Genomic DNA, 18242 nt, shown 5'->3' with positions numbered 1-18242 from the left:
CTGCGCGTTATGAGCAGAAGTCATATGCGCAGACTTGGGGTAGGATTCAGCCACTGACCCCACCTGCTGAACATGGACTTCACGCATGCGTTTACGTCATATAGAAGTGATTCAGGCGCTCTTGCAGACCGGTCACCTGGGCACCGCAGCCGAATGGTTGCAGTTACCGGTGAGCGACGTCGAAGAGCGTTTGCGTGAAGCCGAGAGTCAGTTGGGTTTCATGCTGTTCGCCAGCGTGCGCGGGCGTCTGCAATCGACGCCTGAAGCACGGGCGCTGCAAGTCGAAATCGCTCATGTCTATGACGCGCTGAAACCCGTGCAGCGTCTGGCCAGCAGCCTCAAACAATACCTCGCCCCGCCCCTGCGCATCATCGGCACCCCGCCGCTGGCGCAACAACTGTTGCCGCAAAGCCTTGCCGCCCTGCGTCGGCGCCTGCCCGATGCGCCTTGCAGTCTGCTCAGCGCCGCCACTCGCGACATCGTCCGTAGCCTGCTGCTGCGCGAAAGCGATCTGGGCCTGAGCCTGCACGACCCCGAACATCCCGACATTCATTGCCAGCCACTGGCCCACGGCAAGCTGCAACTGCTGGCGCCTCACGGCTGGCTGCAACCGAAGCAAAAGTACATTTCCGTAGCGGATCTGGCCGGTCAGGCGATGGTCGGCCTCGAAGGTCAGGACCCGTTGAGCCCGGCGCTGGAAAACAAACTGCAAGCGTTGCGCCCGGCCCCGAGCATCCAGACCCGGGTGCAAACCCACCAGATGATGCGCAGCATGGTCGAGGCCGGTGAAGGTCTGGCCATCGTCGACCCGTTCACCGCCCTTGGCGCCCGGACTGCAGGGCTGGATGTGTGTCCGCTGTCGCCCGCCGTGCCGATCAGCCTGTATGCGCTGACTTTCAGGCACGCAACGCCGTCAGCGGCGATTCAGACCCTGCTGGGCATCATCACGGAACAAGCCGAGGCGATGCTGGCGAGTTGACGGGGTTTTCCAGCGGATTATCGAACAGTCGATACCAGAACAACGCCACTTCGGCGGTGTTCGGATCAATCCCGCGATAGCGCAGATGGTCGATACCGCCAATCTGATAACCACAGCGCTCATACAGCCGACAGGCGCCGAGGTTGTTGTTCTGGGTTTCAAGCATGATGCCCGGCAGTTTTTTCTTGCGGCTCCAGAATTGCGCGACATCCAGTAGCGCCTTGGCCACGCCGTGACGCCGCGCGGGTGCGTGTACCGCCAGCTCATCGATATGCGCGAAGCCATTCCAGTTGGTGCTGATCACCAGGTGGCCGACCGGCTCGTCGTCGAGATAGGCCATAAAGATCGCGCTGTCAGCGGCATCGCGAAAGCTGCTGAACTCCTCGGGATCGATGCCGTAGCACTTGCGGTACGGCACGATAGGCGTCACCGGCCATTGCTCGACCGGCTGACCAATGTGCGCCGTGCCATACGCGGCGACTTCAAAACTGAAATCGCTACCCCAGATGTAAGGCGCAAAACCTTCATCGGCGACCCGCACCGACAGCCCTGGGTATTTCGGATTCATGACCGGTTGCATACTCGGGAAAGTCCTCATTCCTTGACACAATCAACGGTGTATTGCCGTCCATTGCCTTCATCTTCGTGCTGCAGTCCGTGCACATCGGCGACAAAACCGGGAAAGCTGCTATCGAACGTACGGGCGAATTTCAAATAATCGATAATCGAGCGGGTTGATTCAGTGAAGCGCTCACCGGGCATGATCAATGGAATCCCCGGTGGATACGGCACCAGCATCACCGCCGCAATACGCCCCTCAAGCTCGTCAATCGGCACCGCCTCGACTTCGCAACGCACCAGATGATCGTAAGCGTGGGCCGGCTTCATGGCGATTTCCGGCAGCACGGTGTACATGCGCTTGAGGTGTTTGGCGGTGGCGTTGCTGCGGTAGCAGGCGTGCAATTGATCGCACAGATCGCGCAGGCCCATGCCGCGATATCGCGCCGCGTCCTGCTGCGCGACACATGGCAGGCATGTCGCGAGACTGACGTTGGCGTCGTAACTGCGTTTGAATTCCAGCAACTCGGTGAGTAGCGTGCTCCACTTGCCCTTGGTGATACCAATCGAAAACAGCACCAGGAACGAATACAGGCCAGTCTTCTCGACGACCAGACCCCGCTCCCAGAGAAACTTGCTGACCACCGCCGCTGGAATGCCCTTGTCGCTCAATGCGCCACCGGCATTCAGCCCCGGCATCACCAGCGTGACTTTGATCGGATCGAGCAGCACGTAGTCGTCGCTTACTTCACCGAAACCATGCCAGTCGGCATCAGGTTGCAGCAGCCAGTCTTCGGTCTGCACCCGATCGATGCCCTCGACGCCCGGTGGCTGCCAGATCGAAAACCACCAGTCGTCAGCGGCAATGTGCTGGCGCAGATTGGCCAGCGCCCGGCGAAAGCTCAGCGCTTCATCAAAAGTTTCCTGCAACAGCGAACGCCCGGCCGGGCCTTCCATCATCGCCGACGCGACATCCAGCGACGCAATGATGCTGTACTGCGGCGAGGTCGAGATATGCATCATGAACGCTTCGTTGAAACGATCCCGATCCAGTTGCCGCGCGCCACCGTCCTGCACATGAATCATCGACGCCTGACTGAACGCCGCGAGCAGTTTGTGGGTGGAATGGGTGGTGAACACCAACGGGCTGTCGGCACTGCGCGAGGTGGCCATGCCGTAGCGCCCGGCGAAGAATTCGTGAAACGCCGCGTAGGCGTACCACGCTTCGTCGAAATGCAGGACTTCGACGCTGTTGCCGAGGCTCTGCTTGATCAGCTCGGCGTTGTAGCACAGGCCGTCATAGGTCGAATTGGTGATCACCGCCAGTTTGACTTTCGGTTCACGGCCCTTGGTCAGCGGGCTGGCGTCGATCTTGGCCTTGATCGATTCGCGGCTGAACTCGCTCAGCGGGATCGGGCCGATGATCCCCAGTTCGTTGCGTTCGGGACACAGATACAGCGGGATCGCCCCGGTCATGATGATCGCGTGCAGTACCGACTTGTGGCAGTTGCGATCAACCAGCACCAGATCATCACGCCCCACCATCGAGTGCCAGACGATCTTGTTGGCGGTCGAGGTGCCATTGATCACGAAAAAGGTGTGATCCGCGCCGAAATTGCGCGCAGCACGCTCTTCGGCTTCGGCGAGCGGGCCGGTGTGATCGAGCAGTGAACCGAGTTCCGGCACTGACACCGACAAGTCCGAACGCAGGGTGTTTTCACCGAAAAACTGGTGAAACGCCTGCCCCACCGGACTCTTGTGATACGCCACACCGCCGCCGTGCCCCGGCGTGTGCCAGGAATAATTGGAGTCGGCCGTGTGCTGCACCAGCGCCTTGAAAAACGGTGGCAGAAGACCATCGAGATACTTGCGCGCCGCCCGTGCGACTTGTCGCGCCAGGAACGGCACGGTGTCTTCGAACAGATAAAGAATTCCGCGCAACTGATTGAGTTCGGCCATGGCATCGGCCGGAGCATTTTCCAGCGTGACCTGCTCGCCCAAGGCAAAGATCGGTAAATCCGGCGCCCGCACCCGCGCCAGGCCGATCAGTTCGGCCATGTTCTGCAACAGATGCGAGTTGGTGCTGGCGTCCTCGGCGGCAATCAGCATGCACGCCAAGCCATGATGGGTTGAAGCCACCAGTCGCCCTTCGGTGTAGTCAGTGGCCGAAACGATACTGAAACCTTCCTGCTCCAACTCTCGTGCGATGCCACGGATACGATCACCGGCGACCGTGTCGGCCTTGATGTCGCGATGGACGATCAACACCGGAAACTTCAAATCTTTGTACATGGGGCTCAGTGTCCTGAGGCGGCGGATTTCGGTCCGCCAATCAACTCAGGGTAGAGGGTTGCAGCGGATGTGGCGAGGGTGGCCACTTGGCTCCACGCAATGGAAAACCGCCAAACCTGTTTAGAGGGGAATTTGCCGAGCCGCTTTTGTGGCGAGGGAGCTTGCTCCCGCTGGGGCGCAAAGCGGCCCCGGGCGTTTCTTTCAGGCGAACGTATACGACTGCTGCGCAGCCGAGCGGGAGCAAGCTCCCTCGCCACAAAATATTTCTTACGCCTGAGCTTCGGCTTCGAGCAACTGCGTCCACAACGCCGGGGCGCCGGCCGACTTGGCGATGATTTCCAGACGTACCTGATGCGCTGCCAGCTCTTCCTCGGTCGCCCGAATGATCCGCGCCGGCACACGATCAGCCGGCAGACGACGGATTTCCGTGGCCGAATTATCTGAGCCATCACCCGAGCCATTACCGTCGGAAGCGTTACCGGCCAGCGACAGACTGGTCTGGCCACCGGTCATGGTCAGGTAGACGTCGGCGAGAATCTCCGAGTCGAGCAATGCGCCGTGCAGTTCACGGCCGGAGTTGTCGACGCCATAACGTTTGCACAACGCATCGAGGCTGTTGCGCTGGCCCGGGTGACGTTCCCGGGCCATCATCAGGGTGTCGAGGATCGAGCAATGCTGCGTGATGTCGGCGCGATCACGCTGGCCTATCAAGGCGAATTCGTTGTTGATGAAGCCAACGTCGAACGCCGCGTTATGGATGATCAGCTGCGCGCCTTTGATGAACTCAAAGAACTCGTCGGCGACTTCATTGAAACGCGGCTTGCCGACCAGGAATTCGTTGGTGATGCCGTGGACGCCGATGGCGCCTTCATCACTCTCGCGATCCGGTTGCAGGTAAACGTGAAAATGCCGGCCCGTCAGGCGCCGACCGATCAGCTCGACACAACCGATTTCGACAATCCGGTGGCCGTCGGTCACCGGCATGCCGGTGGTTTCGGTATCGAGTACAACGGATCTGGTGGCCATCAGTGCTCAGCTCTCAACGGGTCAATCGTGCAAAAGCGGCGATATTAACACGCTCATGGCGCGAGTCGCCCATCGGTGCTTGATCGGCACTCCTGCAGTTTTTAACAATCATTAGCAATCTTCATAAAGTCTGGCGGGAAGCCACTTGTTAGCGTGCGCGGCTTGTTTCTCACGGATAAAAACGCGTCATGAAGACTGCACACATTTTATTGATTGGCGCCTGCTTGCTGACCACCGAAGCCGGCGCCACCAGTTTTGTCATGAGTACCGACATCACCATGAGCCTGACGCTCAGTTCCAGCAAAGGCACCAGTGGTTCATTCAAGGACGACAAGATCGTGCTGGCCGCGAAGGATGATGCGGCGGCGTTTGTGGCCAGTCACGGGGAGATTCGCGGGGTGCGGATGGAGGCGGCGCTGGTGCGGATTCGCGAGGTATTGAAGGACTCTGCTTTCAGCGATCAGCAATTGGCTGAAGCGATTTTGATCTTGTAGGACCGCGTTATCGTTCTTCGCGAGCAAGCTCGCTCCCACAGGGAACTGCATTCCAAATGTGGGAGCGAGCTTGCTCGCGAAGGCCGCACCGCCGTAAATGAGAGGAATCAGTCCTGCTTGTAGCCACGGATTTCGTCGACGCCACGGTTGGCGAGCTGGTCAGCCCGCTCGTTACCATGATGTCCAATGTGCCCGCGCACCCACTTCCACGTGACCTTGTGGCGGTTGACCTGTTCGTCCAGTTCTTTCCAAAGATCAGCGTTTTTCACCGGCTCTTTCGCGGCAGTCTTCCAGCCGCGTTTCTTCCAGTTGACCATCCACTCGTTGATGCCTTTCATCACGTATTGCGAGTCAGTCACCAGCAGCACTTCGCAAGGCCGCTTGAGGGCTTCGAGGCCACGGATGGCGCCGAGCAGTTCCATGCGGTTGTTGGTGGTATTGGCTTCGCCGCCCCACAATTCCTTTTCGGTGCCCTTGCACACCAGCAACGCGCCCCAGCCGCCCGGGCCGGGATTACCTTTGCAGGCGCCGTCAGTGAACAGTTCTACGCTATCGACGCTATCAGTCATGCCAGTCAATCCAGAAAAAATGCACGGCCCCGCCGATCACGGATCGACGATGGCCCGGGCCGGGACACACCCGGCCACACAGAAAATGAAGGTTTACGGTTCGATGCGGCGTCGGTTGACCTTGGCCATCGGCAGCGGAATCAGCTTGCCCATCGGCTCGCGGCGCTCCTGACGCACGGGGCGCAGCCCGACCACAATCTTGCGCGCCACCAATAAATAGAAGCCTCCGCCCGACAGCTGCCAGTCACCGGCCTTGCGTTCCCAGCCGGCCAGACGGGCCTGCCACTTGGGCGACGCGAGCGGCGGACGATAGCATCCGAAGCGGCGTTTCTCCAGCGCGAACCCCAGCAGATTGAGCCAGTCGGCGACTCGTGACGGCGAGATACAACGGGCCTGACGCATGGCGTCATGGGTGAATACATGACGTAAACCCCAAGTGCTCCACGGATTGATGCCGACGATCAGCAGATGCCCGCCCGGCCGCACACTGCTCGCTGCTTCACGCAGCAAGCCATGGGGCGACAGGCAGAAATCCAGACCATGCTGCAACACCACCACATCGGCGGCATGCTCGCTCAACGGCCAGGCCTGTTCTTCACAGACGATCTCGACACCCGGCAATGGTGCACCGAGGCGCACATTACGCTGCACCTGCGGCGCTGACGGCGGGGTCTGCGCCGACGGGCCGTAATGCACCAGATAGCCGCCAAAGAACCGGCCCAACTCGTCTTCGAGCATACGCCGTTCTTCGTCCAGCAAAAATTGTCCGATGGGCCCGGACAGCCATTCCCGGGCAGCACTGATCAACGCCAGCCAGTCGGGGTCGGCCTGAGCGAACGCTTTATCAGTCATCGCATGCATTCTCCAAAGCCTCAGGAACCTCTAAGATGCGCCAATGTTTTCCGCTTGGCGAATCCGAAGATGATACAGATCAGTGCCCTGCCCGCGTTCACCGACAACTACATCTGGTTGTTACAGGATCACCGCACTCAACGCTGCGCCGTAGTCGATCCGGGCGATGCCGCGCCCGTGCAGGCCTGGCTCGATGCGCATCCCGAGTGGACGCTGAGCGATATCCTGATCACCCACCACCATCATGACCACGTCGGTGGTGTTGAAACGTTGAAAAGCCTGACCCGGGCCAAGGTCTATGGCCCGGCCAGCGAAAACATCCCGGGGCGCGACGTGGCGCTCAAGGACAACGACAAGGTCAACGTGCTCGGCTGGGACTTCGACGTCTATGCCGTTCCCGGCCACACCCTGGGCCACATCGCCTACTACCATCACGGCTTGCTGTTCTGCGGCGATACCCTGTTTGCCGCCGGTTGCGGTCGACTGTTCGAAGGCACGCCGCAACAGATGCACGAATCGCTCAGCCGCCTCGCCGCTTTACCCGAGGATACGCTGGTCTACTGCACGCATGAATACACGTTGAGCAACCTGAAATTCGCCGTGGCGGTAGAACCGGGTAACGCCGACATTGCCGCCCGTCTGGAAAAAGTCACCCAGCAACGGGAAAAAGGCGTCATGACGCTGCCCTCGACCCTGGCCCTGGAAAAGCTCACAAATCCGTTTTTACGCACCGGTGAAACATTAGTTACACAAAAAGTGGACGAACGGAATGGCGCTCAAAACCGGGCGCCGAGCGAGGTTTTTGCGGCTCTGCGGGCATGGAAAGATAAGTTCTAACACGGTCACCACTTGGTACAAAAATTCTGAATGGTTGACCTATGGGGGTACGCTTTCTAGAATCGCCCGACATTTTTGCCCGGAACTTACTTCCAGCCAATGTCGTCATCCATACGTAAGTCCGTCAATTCAGACACGTTGACCCGCCTGGCGCAAGCCATCGCGGTGGCTGTGTCCGCCACGCTGGCGGGCTGTTCCAGCCATGCTCCGCAGCCTGAGGCGAGCCATACGCCGAACATCGCTGCACGAGCCAAGCAGAAACCGATCTGGCTGACTGAAAAAGCGAGCCCGCAGGCACCTCAGGATGTCTGGGAACGCATGCGTCAGGGCTTCCAGCTTCAGGACGGCCTGGGTGTCAACCCGCGCATTGAGCAGCAGCGACTGTGGTTCGCCAGCAATCCTTCCTTTCTCGAGAATGCCGGCGAACGTGGCAGCCTCTATATCCATTACATCGTCGAGCGTCTCGAAGAGCGCAACATGCCGCTGGAACTGGCCCTGCTGCCAGTGATTGAAAGCGCCTACAACCCAATGGCCTATTCCCGGGCCGATGCAGTGGGCTTGTGGCAATTCATTCCTTCCACCGGACGCTACTTCAACCTGCGTCAGACCCGTTTCTATGATGGCCGTCGCGACATCACCGCCTCGACCACCGCCGCGATGGATTACCTGACCCGCCTGCACGACATGTTCAACGGCGACTGGCTGCTGGCCCTGGCGGCGTATAACGCCGGTGAAGGCACCGTCAGCCGCGCCATCGAACGTAACGAAAAACTCGGTTTGCCAACGGATTACTGGAACCTGCCATTGCCGGCGGAAACCCAGGCCTACGTGCCGAAGCTGCTGGCCCTGTCACAAGTGGTGTTGTCGCCTGAAGCTTACGGCGTCAACCTCAACCCGATTGCCAACGAACCGTATTTCCAGGTTGTCGAGATCAACCAGCGCATGGACCTGTCGAAGGTTGCTGCGGTGGCCAACATCGACGAAGACGAGCTGTTCCAGCTCAACCCGGCCTTCAAGCAGCGCACCACCATCGACGGCCCTCAGCATCTGCTGGTGCCGACGTCCAAGGCGCAATTGCTGACCGCCAGCCTGCAGACCATGCGTCCTGAAGAGCTGATCAGCCCGCGCTCGCTGAAACCGGTGTTCGAAGGTGCAGACCCAAGCGAAGTGGCGCAGCTCAAACGTGCTTACCGGGTGAAACGCGGAGACAACCTCGGTTCCATCGCCAAGGCCAACAAGGTCGAAGTGAAGGATCTGCAGCGCTGGAACAAGATGACCGGCAAAAACCTCAAGGTCGGTCAGACCCTGGTGATGCGCGACACCACCAAACGCAGCCCTGCAAGCAAATCCAACGGCCGCATCAACACCGTGGTTGCATCCAACAGCAAGGCTGGCGGCAAGGTCGAAAGCAAGAAGCAGCAGACCCAGTACAAGGTCAAGCAAGGCGATTCGCTGTACATGGTTGCCAAACGTTTCAACGTCGAGATGCAACATCTCAAGCGCTGGAACCCGGGCACCAGTAAAGCGCTGAAGCCTGGCCAGATGCTCACGGTTTATCAGCCGCATTGATGAAAGAGCCCCTGAATTTCAGGGGCTTTTTTTCGGCTGGCTAATTCCTGTGGCGAGGGGATTTATCCCCGTTGGGACGCGAAGCGTCCCTTTGTGTTCTTCAAAACCAAGGGGACCGCTGCGCAGTCCATCGGGGATAAATCCCCTCGCCACGGAGCAAAGCAGGCAAGCATTGCGCGCTGATTAACCCCGCATTAACCCCCTGTCTTTTTCCTGTCCAGACAAGCTGTTACTGTACGGCCCACAAAGCCCAAGCCGCCTGGATCGGATCTGACTTGAAGCGTCCCCTCCTCCTGTTCCTGATCAGCCTGGCCTTGAGCTCACCCGCAAGCGCGACAATCACCGAAAGCCACGGTTATGCGCAGTTCGGCACGCTCAAGTATCCGGCCAGTTTTACCCACTTCGACTGGGTCAACCCGCAAGCGCCCAAGGGCGGTACGTTGCGGGTGATGGCGTTTGGCACCTTCGATACGCTCAATCCGTACACTTTCAAGGGCACCAGCCCGGTTACCACGCCGAATTTCCTGCAATACGGCATCAACGAGCTGAACGAGCCGCTAATGGTCGGCACCGGTCAGTATTCGCCGTCCGGTGATGAACCAGCCTCCAGTTATGGCCTGATCGCTCAGTCGGTGGAATACAGCGAAGATCGCAGCTGGGTGGTATTCAATCTGCGCCCGCAGGCACGCTTCCACGACGGCACGCCGATCACCGCCTATGACGTGGCGTTCTCCTATCGTTTGCTGCTCAAGGAAGGTCATCCGCTATACCGCACCGCCCTTCAGGAAGTGTCGCGAGTCGATATCCTCAATCCGCAGCGCATTCGTTTCGTGATGAAACGCTCCGGTAACCCGCTGCTGATCCTGCGCCTGGGTGAGTTGCCGGTGCTGCCGCAGCATTACTGGAAGGGCCGCGACTTCAAGGCGACCACCTTCGAGCCGCCGCTGGGCAGCGGGCCGTACCGCATCACCTCGGTTACGCCGGGACGCCAGTTGATCTTCGAACGCGACAAGGACTATTGGGGCAAGGACCTGCCGGTCAATCGCGGCAAATACAATTTCGATCGCATGGAAGTCGAGTTCTACCGCGACAGCGACGTGGCTTTCGAAGCATTCAAGGCCGGCGAATTCGATATCTACATCGAGCATCAGGCGAAGAACTGGGCCAACGGCTACAACTTTCCGGCAGTGCGCCGTGGCGACGTGATCAAGGCGCAGATCCAGCACCAGATCCCGACCCAGAGCCAAGGGCTGTTCATGAACACCCGGCGACCGGCGTTTGCCGACGTGAAAGTGCGCGAAGCCATGGGCCTGATGTTCGACTTCGAGTGGACTAACCGCGCGCTGTTCAGCGACGCCTACAAACGCACGACCAGTTACTACCCCAACAGCGAATTCTCCGCCAGCGGCCTGCCGGTCGGGCATGAATGGCTGATGCTCAAACCATACAAGGATCAACTCCCGGCCAGGCTGTTCACCGAGCCGTTCACCTTGCCGCAGACTGACGGACGCGGCATCCCCCGGGAAACCATGCGCAAGGCGCTGGCGCTGCTCGCCGAGGCAGGCTGGAAGCTCAATGGTCAGCGCCTGCAAAACGCCGCTGGCCAGCCGCTGAGCTTTGAGCTGCTGCTGGTCAATCCGAATCTGGAACGCATCCTCCAGCCCTACATCGAAAGCCTCAACAGCATCGGCATCGACGCACGGCTGCGCACGGTGGATCGCGCGCAGTACAAACAACGTCTGGACCAGTTCGATTTCGACATGATCCTGATGACGCTCAACCAGAGCCTCAGCCCCGGACTGGAACAATGGCAGTACTTCCACTCCAGTCAGGTCGGGGTCAAGGGCAGCAAGAATTACGCGGGCATCGCCAATCCGGTGGTCGATCACCTGCTCGAACAACTGCTCGCCGCGAAAAACCGCGATGAACAAGTCGCCGCCGGCAAAGCGCTGGACCGGGTGTTGCTGTGGCAGCACTACAGCATTCCCAACTGGTACCTCAATTATCACCGTCTGGCTTACCGCAACCGGTTCGCCTTCGTCAGCACGCCGCCCTACACCCTGGGCCTGAGCGCGTGGTGGCTGAAATCTTCGGAGAAAGGTCAATGAAAGCCATCCGCGCCCTGCTCGTGCAGGCCAGCGGTCTGATGTTCGCCGGGCTGGCCTTTGCCGCCCCGCAACACGCCGTGACCCTGTACAACGAGCCGCCGAAGTACCCGGCCAATTTCAAATATTTCGATTACGTGAACCCCGATGCACCGAAGGGCGGAGTGTTCCGTCAGGCCGGGTTCGGCGGCTTCGACAGCCTCAACCCGTTCATCAGCAAAGGCGTGCCGGCGGACGACGTCGGGCAGATCTACGACACCCTGACCAAACACGGCCTCGATGAACCCTTCACCGAATATGGCCTGATTGCCGGCAAAATCGAAAAAGCCCCGGACAACTCGTGGGTGCGTTTCTATCTGCGCCCGGAAGCACGTTTCAATGACGGTCACCCGGTGCGCGCCGAAGACGTGGTGTTCAGCTTCCAGACCCTGACCAAGGAAGGCTCGCCGCTGTATCGCGGCTACTACAGCGACGTCGACGAAGCCATCGCCGAAGACCCGCTCACCGTGCTGTTCAAGTTCAAACACAACAACAATCGCGAGCTGCCGCTGATCCTCGGCCAGTTGCCGGTGCTGCCAAAACACTGGTGGGCTGATCGCGACTTCACCAAAGGCAACCTGGAAATTCCGCTGGGCAGCGGCCCCTACAAAGTCACTCAGGTGAAGGCCGGGCGTTCGGTGCGCTACGAGCGCGTCAAGGATTACTGGGGCAAAGACCTGCCGGTCAACCGTGGTTTCAACAACTTCGACGTGATGACTACCGACTACTACCGTGACAACACCGTCGCCCTCGAAGCGCTGAAGGCCGGGCAGTTCGACTACTGGCTGGAAATGACCGCGAAGAACTGGGCCAACGCCTACAACGTCCCGGCGGTTACCGAAGGTCGACTGATTAAGGAATTGATCCCCAACAGCAACCCGACCGGCATGCAGGGCTTCGTCTTCAATCTGCGCCGCCCGGTGTTCCAGGACGTGCGGGTGCGTCAGGCGTTGGGCCTGCTGTTCGATTTCGAATGGACCAACAAGCAACTGTTCAACGGCGCTTACGTGCGCACCCGCAGTTATTTCGAGAACTCGGAAATGGCCGCCACTGGCCTGCCCGACGCCGATCAACTGGCGATCCTCGACCCGTTCCGCAGCAAACTGCCGGCGCAGGTTTTCAGCGAAGCGTTCGACAATCAGAAGACCGACGCCAGCGGCATGATCCGCACCCAGCAGCGCGAGGCTTATCAACTGCTGCAAGAGGCCGGCTGGAAGATCGTCGATGACAAAATGGTCGATACCACCGGCAAACCGGTGGTCATCGAGTTTCTGCTGGCGCAGACCGAATTCGAACGCGTGCTGCTGCCGTTCAAGCGCAATCTGGCTGACCTCGGCATCGATCTGGTGATTCGCCGCGTAGACGTTTCGCAGTACATCAACCGCGTGCGTTCGCGGGACTTCGACATGATCGTCGGCAGCTTCCCGCAGTCCAACTCGCCGGGTAACGAGCAACGTGAGTTCTGGATGAGCGCCGCCGCCGACAAGGCCAGCAGCCGCAACTCCATGGGTCTGAAAGATCCGATCGTCGATCAACTGGTGGAAAACCTGATCAACGCCGATTCGCGCAAGAGTCTGGTGGCCCATGCCCGCGCACTCGACCGCGTGCTGCAATGGGGTTATTACGTGATCCCCAACTGGCACATCAAAACCTGGCGCGTGGCTTACTGGAACCACATCGGTCACCCGAAAGTCTCCCCCAAGTACGACATCGGCATTAACACCTGGTGGATCAAACCAGATGCGAAGCCGGCGATAGAAGTCGAAACCAAACTGCAAGCCGACCCTGCGGGAACGGAGTAATCAGATGCTGGCGTACATTTTTCGGCGACTGTTGCTGATCATCCCGACCCTGTTCGGCATTTTGCTGATCAACTTCGTGATCATTCAGGCCGCGCCCGGCGGGCCGGTGGAACAGATGATCGCCAAGCTCGAAGGCTTCGAAGGCGCCACCAGCCGCATTGCCGGCGGCGGTGCCGAAGTGTCGGTGGCCGGTTCCGCCTATCGGGGTGCGCAAGGTCTGGACCCGGCGCTGATCAAGGAAATCGAGCACATGTACGGGTTCGACAAGTCGGCCCCGGAACGTCTGTGGATCATGGTCAAGAACTACGCCACGCTGGACTTCGGCGACAGCTTCTTCCGCGACGCCAAAGTCATCGACCTGATCAAGGAAAAGATGCCGGTATCGATCTCCCTCGGGCTGTGGAGCACGCTGATCATGTACCTGGTGTCGATCCCGCTGGGGATCGCCAAGGCGACGCGACATGGCAGTCACTTCGACGTCTGGACCAGTTCGGCGATCATCGTCGGCTATGCGATTCCGGCGTTCCTCTTTGCAATTCTGTTGATCGTGGTGTTTGCCGGCGGCAGTTATCTGGACTGGTTTCCCTTGCGCGGGCTGACGTCGAACAACTTCGATGAGCTGAGTTTTGGCGGCAAGATCCTCGATTACTTCTGGCACCTGGCGCTGCCGGTGACCGCACTAGTGATCGGCAACTTCGCGACCATGACCCTGCTGACCAAAAACAGCTTCCTCGACGAAATCAACAAACAGTACGTAGTCACCGCCAAGGCCAAGGGCCTGACCCGGCATCGCGTGCTTTACGGCCATGTGTTCCGCAACGCGATGCTGTTGGTGATTGCCGGGTTCCCGTCGGCATTCATCGGGATTTTCTTTACCGGCTCACTGCTGGTCGAGGTGATTTTCTCCCTCGACGGTCTCGGCCTGATGAGTTTCGAAGCGGCGATCAACCGCGATTACCCGGTGGTGTTCGGCACCCTGTTCATCTTTACCCTGCTGGGGCTGGTGGTGAAACTGATCGGCGACCTCACCTACACCCTGGTCGATCCGCGTATCGACTTCGAAAGCCGGGAGCATTGAGATGAACCTGTCCCCGCTCAATCGACGACGTTTCGAACTGTTCAAGGCCAACAAGCGCGGCTGGTGGTCGCTGTGGCTGTTTCTGATCCTGTTCGGCCTGAGCCTCGGCGCCGAACTGATCGCCAACGACAAGCCGCTGGTGGTGCATTACGACAACAGTTGGTATTTCCCGGCAATCAAGCGCTACCCGGAAACCACCTTCGGCGGTGAATTCCCGCTGGAGGCCAACTACAAGAGTCCGTACATCCGCAAACTGCTGGAAGCCAAGAATGCGTGGGTGCTGTGGGCGCCGATTCCCTACAACTATCAAAGCATCAACTACGACCTGAAAGTCCCGGCCCCTGCCCCGCCCTCGGCGGACAATCTGCTGGGCACCGACGACCAGGGCCGTGATGTGCTGGCGCGGGTGATTTACGGTTTCCGGATTTCGGTGCTGTTTGCGCTGACACTCACCGTGGCCAGCTCGATCATCGGCGTGATCGCCGGCGCACTTCAGGGTTTCTATGGCGGCTGGGTCGATCTGGCCGGCCAGCGTTTTCTGGAGATCTGGTCGGGCTTGCCGGTGTTGTACCTGCTGATCATTCTCGCCAGCTTCGTCCAGCCGAATTTCTGGTGGCTGCTGGGGATCATGCTGCTGTTCTCGTGGATGAGTCTGGTCGACGTGGTGCGCGCCGAGTTCCTCCGTGGACGCAACCTTGAATACGTGCGCGCGGCGCGGGCGCTGGGCATGCAGAATGGCGCAATCATGTTCCGCCACATCCTGCCCAACGCCATGGTCTCGACCATGACCTTTATGCCGTTCATCCTCACTGGCGCTATCGGCACCCTCACCGCTTTGGACTTCCTCGGCTTCGGCTTGCCAGCCGGCAGTCCGTCGCTGGGTGAACTGGTGGCGCAGGGCAAATCCAACCTGCAAGCGCCGTGGCTGGGCATGAGTGCCTTCGCCGTGTTGGCGCTGATGTTGAGTTTGCTGGTGTTTATCGGCGAGTCCGCTCGCGATGCCTTCGACCCGAGGAAGTGAAATGAATCAGGACAATCTGATCGAAGTGCGCGACCTCGCCGTCGAATTCGGTTTCGGCGAGCGTCTGCACCGGGTCGTTGAAGGCGTGAGCTTCGACATCAAGCGCGGCGAGACGCTGGCGCTGGTCGGCGAAAGCGGCTCAGGCAAATCGGTGACGGCGCACTCGATCCTGCGCTTGCTGCCCTACCCGCTGGCCCGGCATCCGGCCGGCAACATCATGTATTCCGGGCAGAACCTGCTGGGGCTCAGCGAGAAAACCATTCGCCACATCCGTGGCAACCGCATCGCGATGATCTTTCAAGAGCCGATGACCTCGCTCAACCCGCTGCACTCGATCGAGAAGCAGATCAACGAGGTGCTGGGCATCCACAAGGGCCTGACCGGCAAAGTCGCGACCAAACGCACGCTGGAACTGCTGGAGATGGTCGGCATTCCCGAGCCGCACAAGCGCCTCAAGGCGCTGCCCCATGAATTGTCCGGTGGCCAACGCCAGCGGGTGATGATCGCCATGGCCCTGGCCAACGAACCGGAATTGCTGATTGCCGACGAACCGACCACCGCGCTGGACGTGACCGTTCAGCTGAAAATCCTCGATCTGCTCAAGGAATTGCAGGCCCGGTTGGGCATGTCGTTGTTACTGATCAGTCACGATTTGAACCTTGTGCGAAGAATTGCGCACCGCGTATGTGTCATGCAGCGCGGTTGCATCGTCGAACAGGCATCGTGCGAAGAGCTGTTCCGTTCGCCGCAGCATCCGTACACTCGGGAATTGCTCGGCGCGGAGCCCAGCGGAGGCCCGGCGACCAATAAAATCGGGCCGCCGTTGCTTGAGGTCGAGGACTTGAAAGTCTGGTTCCCGATCAAGAAAGGCCTGCTCAAACGCACGGTGGATCACGTCAAGGCAGTGGACGGCATCAATTTCAGCCTGCCTCAGGGTCAGACTCTGGGGATCGTGGGGGAAAGCGGTTCCGGCAAATCCACGCTGGGTCTGGCGATTTTGCGGCTGATCGGCAGCAAAGGCGCGATCCGTTTTGAAGGCAAGCAGCTAGACTGCCTGACGCAGAACGAAGTTCGCCCGTTGCGTCGGGAGATGCAGGTGGTGTTTCAGGACCCGTTTGGCAGCCTGAGCCCACGGATGTGCGTCAGCGACATCGTTGGCGAAGGCCTGCGGATTCACAAGATGGGCACCGCGACTGAACAGGAAGCGGCGATTATTGCGGCATTGAAGGAGGTAGGTCTGGACCCGGAAACCCGGCACCGCTACCCCCACGAATTTTCCGGTGGGCAACGGCAGCGTATCGCCATTGCCCGGGCTTTGGTGCTCAAACCGGCGCTGATCCTGCTGGACGAGCCGACTTCGGCGCTCGACCGGACGGTGCAGCGGCAAGTGGTGGAGCTGTTGCGTTCACTGCAAGCCAAGTACAACCTGACGTATTTGTTCATCAGCCATGACCTGGCTGTCGTCAAAGCGCTAAGCCACCAGTTGATGGTGGTCAAGCATGGCCAAGTGGTCGAACAGGGAGACGCGCAAGAAATCTTTGCCGCCCCTAAACATCCGTATACACAGCAGTTGCTGGAAGCCGCTTTTCTGGCACCAGCCACTGCGCAATAACCTGAAAGAGGAGCAACACATGGGTTTTCTCGCCGGTAAGCGCGTACTGATCGTCGGTGTCGCCAGCAAGCTGTCCATCGCATCCGGCATCGCTGCCGCCATGCATCGCGAGGGCGCTGAGCTTGCCTTCACTTATCAGAACGACAAGCTGAAAGGTCGTGTTGAAGAGTTCGCCCAAGGCTGGGGTTCGAGCCCTGAGCTGTGCTTCCCGTGCGACGTGGCCAGCGATGATGAAATCGCCAAGGTCTTCGAAGCACTGAGCAAGAAGTGGGACGGCCTGGACTGCATCGTGCACTCCGTTGGCTTCGCCCCGGGCGACCAACTGGACGGCGACTTCACCGAAGCCACCACCCGTGACGGTTTCCGCATCGCTCACGACATCAGCGCCTACAGCTTCGTGGCTCTGGCCAAGGCCGGCCGCGAAATGATGAAAGGCCGCAACGGCAGCCTGCTGACCCTGTCGTACCTGGGCGCCGAGCGCACCATGCCGAATTACAACGTAATGGGCATGGCCAAGGCTTCGCTGGAAGCTGGCGTACGTTACCTGGCCGGCTCCCTGGGCCCGGACGGCACCCGCGTCAACTGCGTATCGGCTGGCCCGATCCGCACCCTGGCAGCTTCGGGCATCAAGAACTTCCGCAAAATGCTGGCCGCCAACGAAGCGCAAACCCCACTGCGTCGCAACGTCACCATCGACGAAGTCGGCAACGCCGGCGCCTTCCTGTGCTCCGACCTGGCGTCGGGCATCAGCGGTGAAATCATGTACGTCGACGGCGGCTTCAACACCACCGCCATGGGCAACATCGAAGAGTAATCTTCGGTCAGCCACAAAAAACCCGCCGGTCTGGCGGGTTTTTTATGCCTGCGATTCCTGCAACACCATCCAAACTGTGGGAGCCGGGCTTGCTCGCGATGGCGTCGGTACATTCAGAATATTTGTTGCCTGACACACCGCTTTCGCGAGCAAGCTCACTCCTACAGTATCCGGGCCGGAGCTGAATGCTGTGTTTACACCGCAAAACCTGTGGGAGCCGGGCTTGCCCGCGATGGCGGTGGCACATTCAAAATCTCAGCTGACTGACACACCGCCATCGCTGGCAAGCCAGCTCCCACAATGTCCGGGGCGTTGCTGGATGCTGTGCTCACACCACAAAACCTGTGGGAGCCGGGCTTGCCCGCGATGGCGGTGGCACATTCAAAATCTCAGCTGACTGACACACCGCCATCGCTGGCAAGCCAGCTCCCACAATGTCCGGGGCGTTGCTGGATGCTGTGCTCACACCACAAAACCTGTGGGAGCCGGGCTTGCCCGCGATGGCGGTGGCACATTCAAAATCTCAGCTGACTGACACACCGCCATCGCTGGCAAGCCAGCTCCCACAATGTCCGGGGCGTTGCTGGATGCTGTG

At 59.7% G+C, this 18242-nt stretch carries 15 protein-coding genes; 10 read left to right on the top strand and 5 right to left on the bottom strand.

What is annotated here, in order from left to right:
- The first annotated feature begins 85 nt into the window (after positions 1-85).
- Entirely contained in the window at positions 86-979 is an 894-nt protein-coding gene (locus ACTWLJ_RS19035) for a LysR substrate-binding domain-containing protein (protein WP_445177980.1), read from the top strand.
- On the opposite strand, the gene ACTWLJ_RS19030 is transcribed toward ACTWLJ_RS19035, so the two are convergent.
- The 3 genes from ACTWLJ_RS19030 to dnaQ form a co-directional block, all read right to left on the bottom strand.
- The gene (locus ACTWLJ_RS19030; RefSeq protein ID WP_445177979.1) at positions 945-1559 is read right to left on the bottom strand and encodes a GNAT family N-acetyltransferase; all 615 of its coding nucleotides are present in this window, start codon (positions 1557-1559) and stop codon (positions 945-947) included. The genes ACTWLJ_RS19035 and ACTWLJ_RS19030 overlap by 35 nt on opposite strands.
- Before the next feature lie 14 nt (positions 1560-1573).
- Complete coding sequence (locus tag ACTWLJ_RS19025) at positions 1574-3829, bottom strand: Orn/Lys/Arg decarboxylase N-terminal domain-containing protein (RefSeq protein ID WP_445177978.1); 2256 nt, start codon at positions 3827-3829, stop codon at positions 1574-1576.
- Between the two features lie 267 nt (positions 3830-4096).
- A complete protein-coding gene (gene dnaQ / locus ACTWLJ_RS19020) occupies positions 4097-4855 on the bottom strand; it encodes a DNA polymerase III subunit epsilon (protein WP_401208733.1) in 759 nt (252 codons plus the stop codon).
- Positions 4856-5043: 188 nt separating this feature from the next.
- Here dnaQ and ACTWLJ_RS19015 point away from each other — a divergent pair, with 188 nt between their 5' ends.
- The gene (locus ACTWLJ_RS19015) at positions 5044-5349 is read left to right on the top strand and encodes a DUF2388 domain-containing protein (protein ID WP_445177977.1); all 306 of its coding nucleotides are present in this window, start codon (positions 5044-5046) and stop codon (positions 5347-5349) included.
- 107 nt (positions 5350-5456) lie between these two features.
- Here the strand turns inward: ACTWLJ_RS19015 and rnhA are convergent, their stop codons facing one another.
- Together rnhA and ACTWLJ_RS19005 are read right to left on the bottom strand one after the other, a co-directional pair.
- The gene (gene rnhA, locus ACTWLJ_RS19010; protein WP_401208727.1) at positions 5457-5918 is read right to left on the bottom strand and encodes a ribonuclease HI; all 462 of its coding nucleotides are present in this window, start codon (positions 5916-5918) and stop codon (positions 5457-5459) included.
- A gap of 93 nt (positions 5919-6011) precedes the next feature.
- On the bottom strand, positions 6012-6770 hold the full coding sequence (locus ACTWLJ_RS19005; RefSeq protein WP_401208724.1) for a methyltransferase domain-containing protein: 759 nt from the start codon (positions 6768-6770) through the stop codon (positions 6012-6014).
- 69 nt (positions 6771-6839) lie between these two features.
- Here ACTWLJ_RS19005 and gloB point away from each other — a divergent pair, with 69 nt between their 5' ends.
- The 8 genes from gloB (at position 6840) to fabI (ending at position 17647) form a co-directional block, all read left to right on the top strand.
- Positions 6840-7607, top strand: a complete 768-nt coding sequence (gene gloB / locus ACTWLJ_RS19000; protein WP_445177976.1) for a hydroxyacylglutathione hydrolase — start codon at positions 6840-6842, stop codon at positions 7605-7607.
- A 99-nt stretch (positions 7608-7706) separates the two neighbouring features.
- Positions 7707-9176: a LysM peptidoglycan-binding domain-containing protein gene (locus tag ACTWLJ_RS18995; protein WP_445177975.1), complete on the top strand. Its 1470-nt coding sequence runs from the start codon at positions 7707-7709 to the stop codon at positions 9174-9176.
- Positions 9177-9451: 275 nt separating this feature from the next.
- Entirely contained in the window at positions 9452-11284 is a 1833-nt protein-coding gene (locus tag ACTWLJ_RS18990) for an extracellular solute-binding protein (protein ID WP_445177974.1), read from the top strand.
- The gene (locus tag ACTWLJ_RS18985; protein ID WP_401208713.1) at positions 11281-13122 is read left to right on the top strand and encodes an extracellular solute-binding protein; all 1842 of its coding nucleotides are present in this window, start codon (positions 11281-11283) and stop codon (positions 13120-13122) included. Before ACTWLJ_RS18990 ends, ACTWLJ_RS18985 begins: the two co-directional genes overlap by 4 nt.
- Before the next feature lie 4 nt (positions 13123-13126).
- Positions 13127-14200 carry a microcin C ABC transporter permease YejB gene (locus ACTWLJ_RS18980; RefSeq protein ID WP_401208711.1) on the top strand — a complete coding sequence of 358 codons (1074 nt, stop codon included), beginning with the start codon at positions 13127-13129 and terminating at the stop codon, positions 14198-14200.
- 1 nt (position 14201) lies between these two features.
- Complete coding sequence (locus ACTWLJ_RS18975; RefSeq protein WP_445177973.1) at positions 14202-15221, top strand: ABC transporter permease; 1020 nt, start codon at positions 14202-14204, stop codon at positions 15219-15221.
- 1 nt (position 15222) lies between these two features.
- A complete protein-coding gene (locus tag ACTWLJ_RS18970) occupies positions 15223-16833 on the top strand; it encodes an ABC transporter ATP-binding protein (RefSeq protein ID WP_445177972.1) in 1611 nt (536 codons plus the stop codon).
- A 19-nt stretch (positions 16834-16852) separates the two neighbouring features.
- Entirely contained in the window at positions 16853-17647 is a 795-nt protein-coding gene (gene fabI / locus ACTWLJ_RS18965) for an enoyl-ACP reductase FabI (protein ID WP_445177971.1), read from the top strand.
- The last annotated feature ends 595 nt before the right edge of the window (positions 17648-18242 follow it).

Source organism: Pseudomonas sp. McL0111 (assembly GCF_052567255.1).
This window is presented reverse-complemented; position numbering and strand designations above follow the sequence as displayed.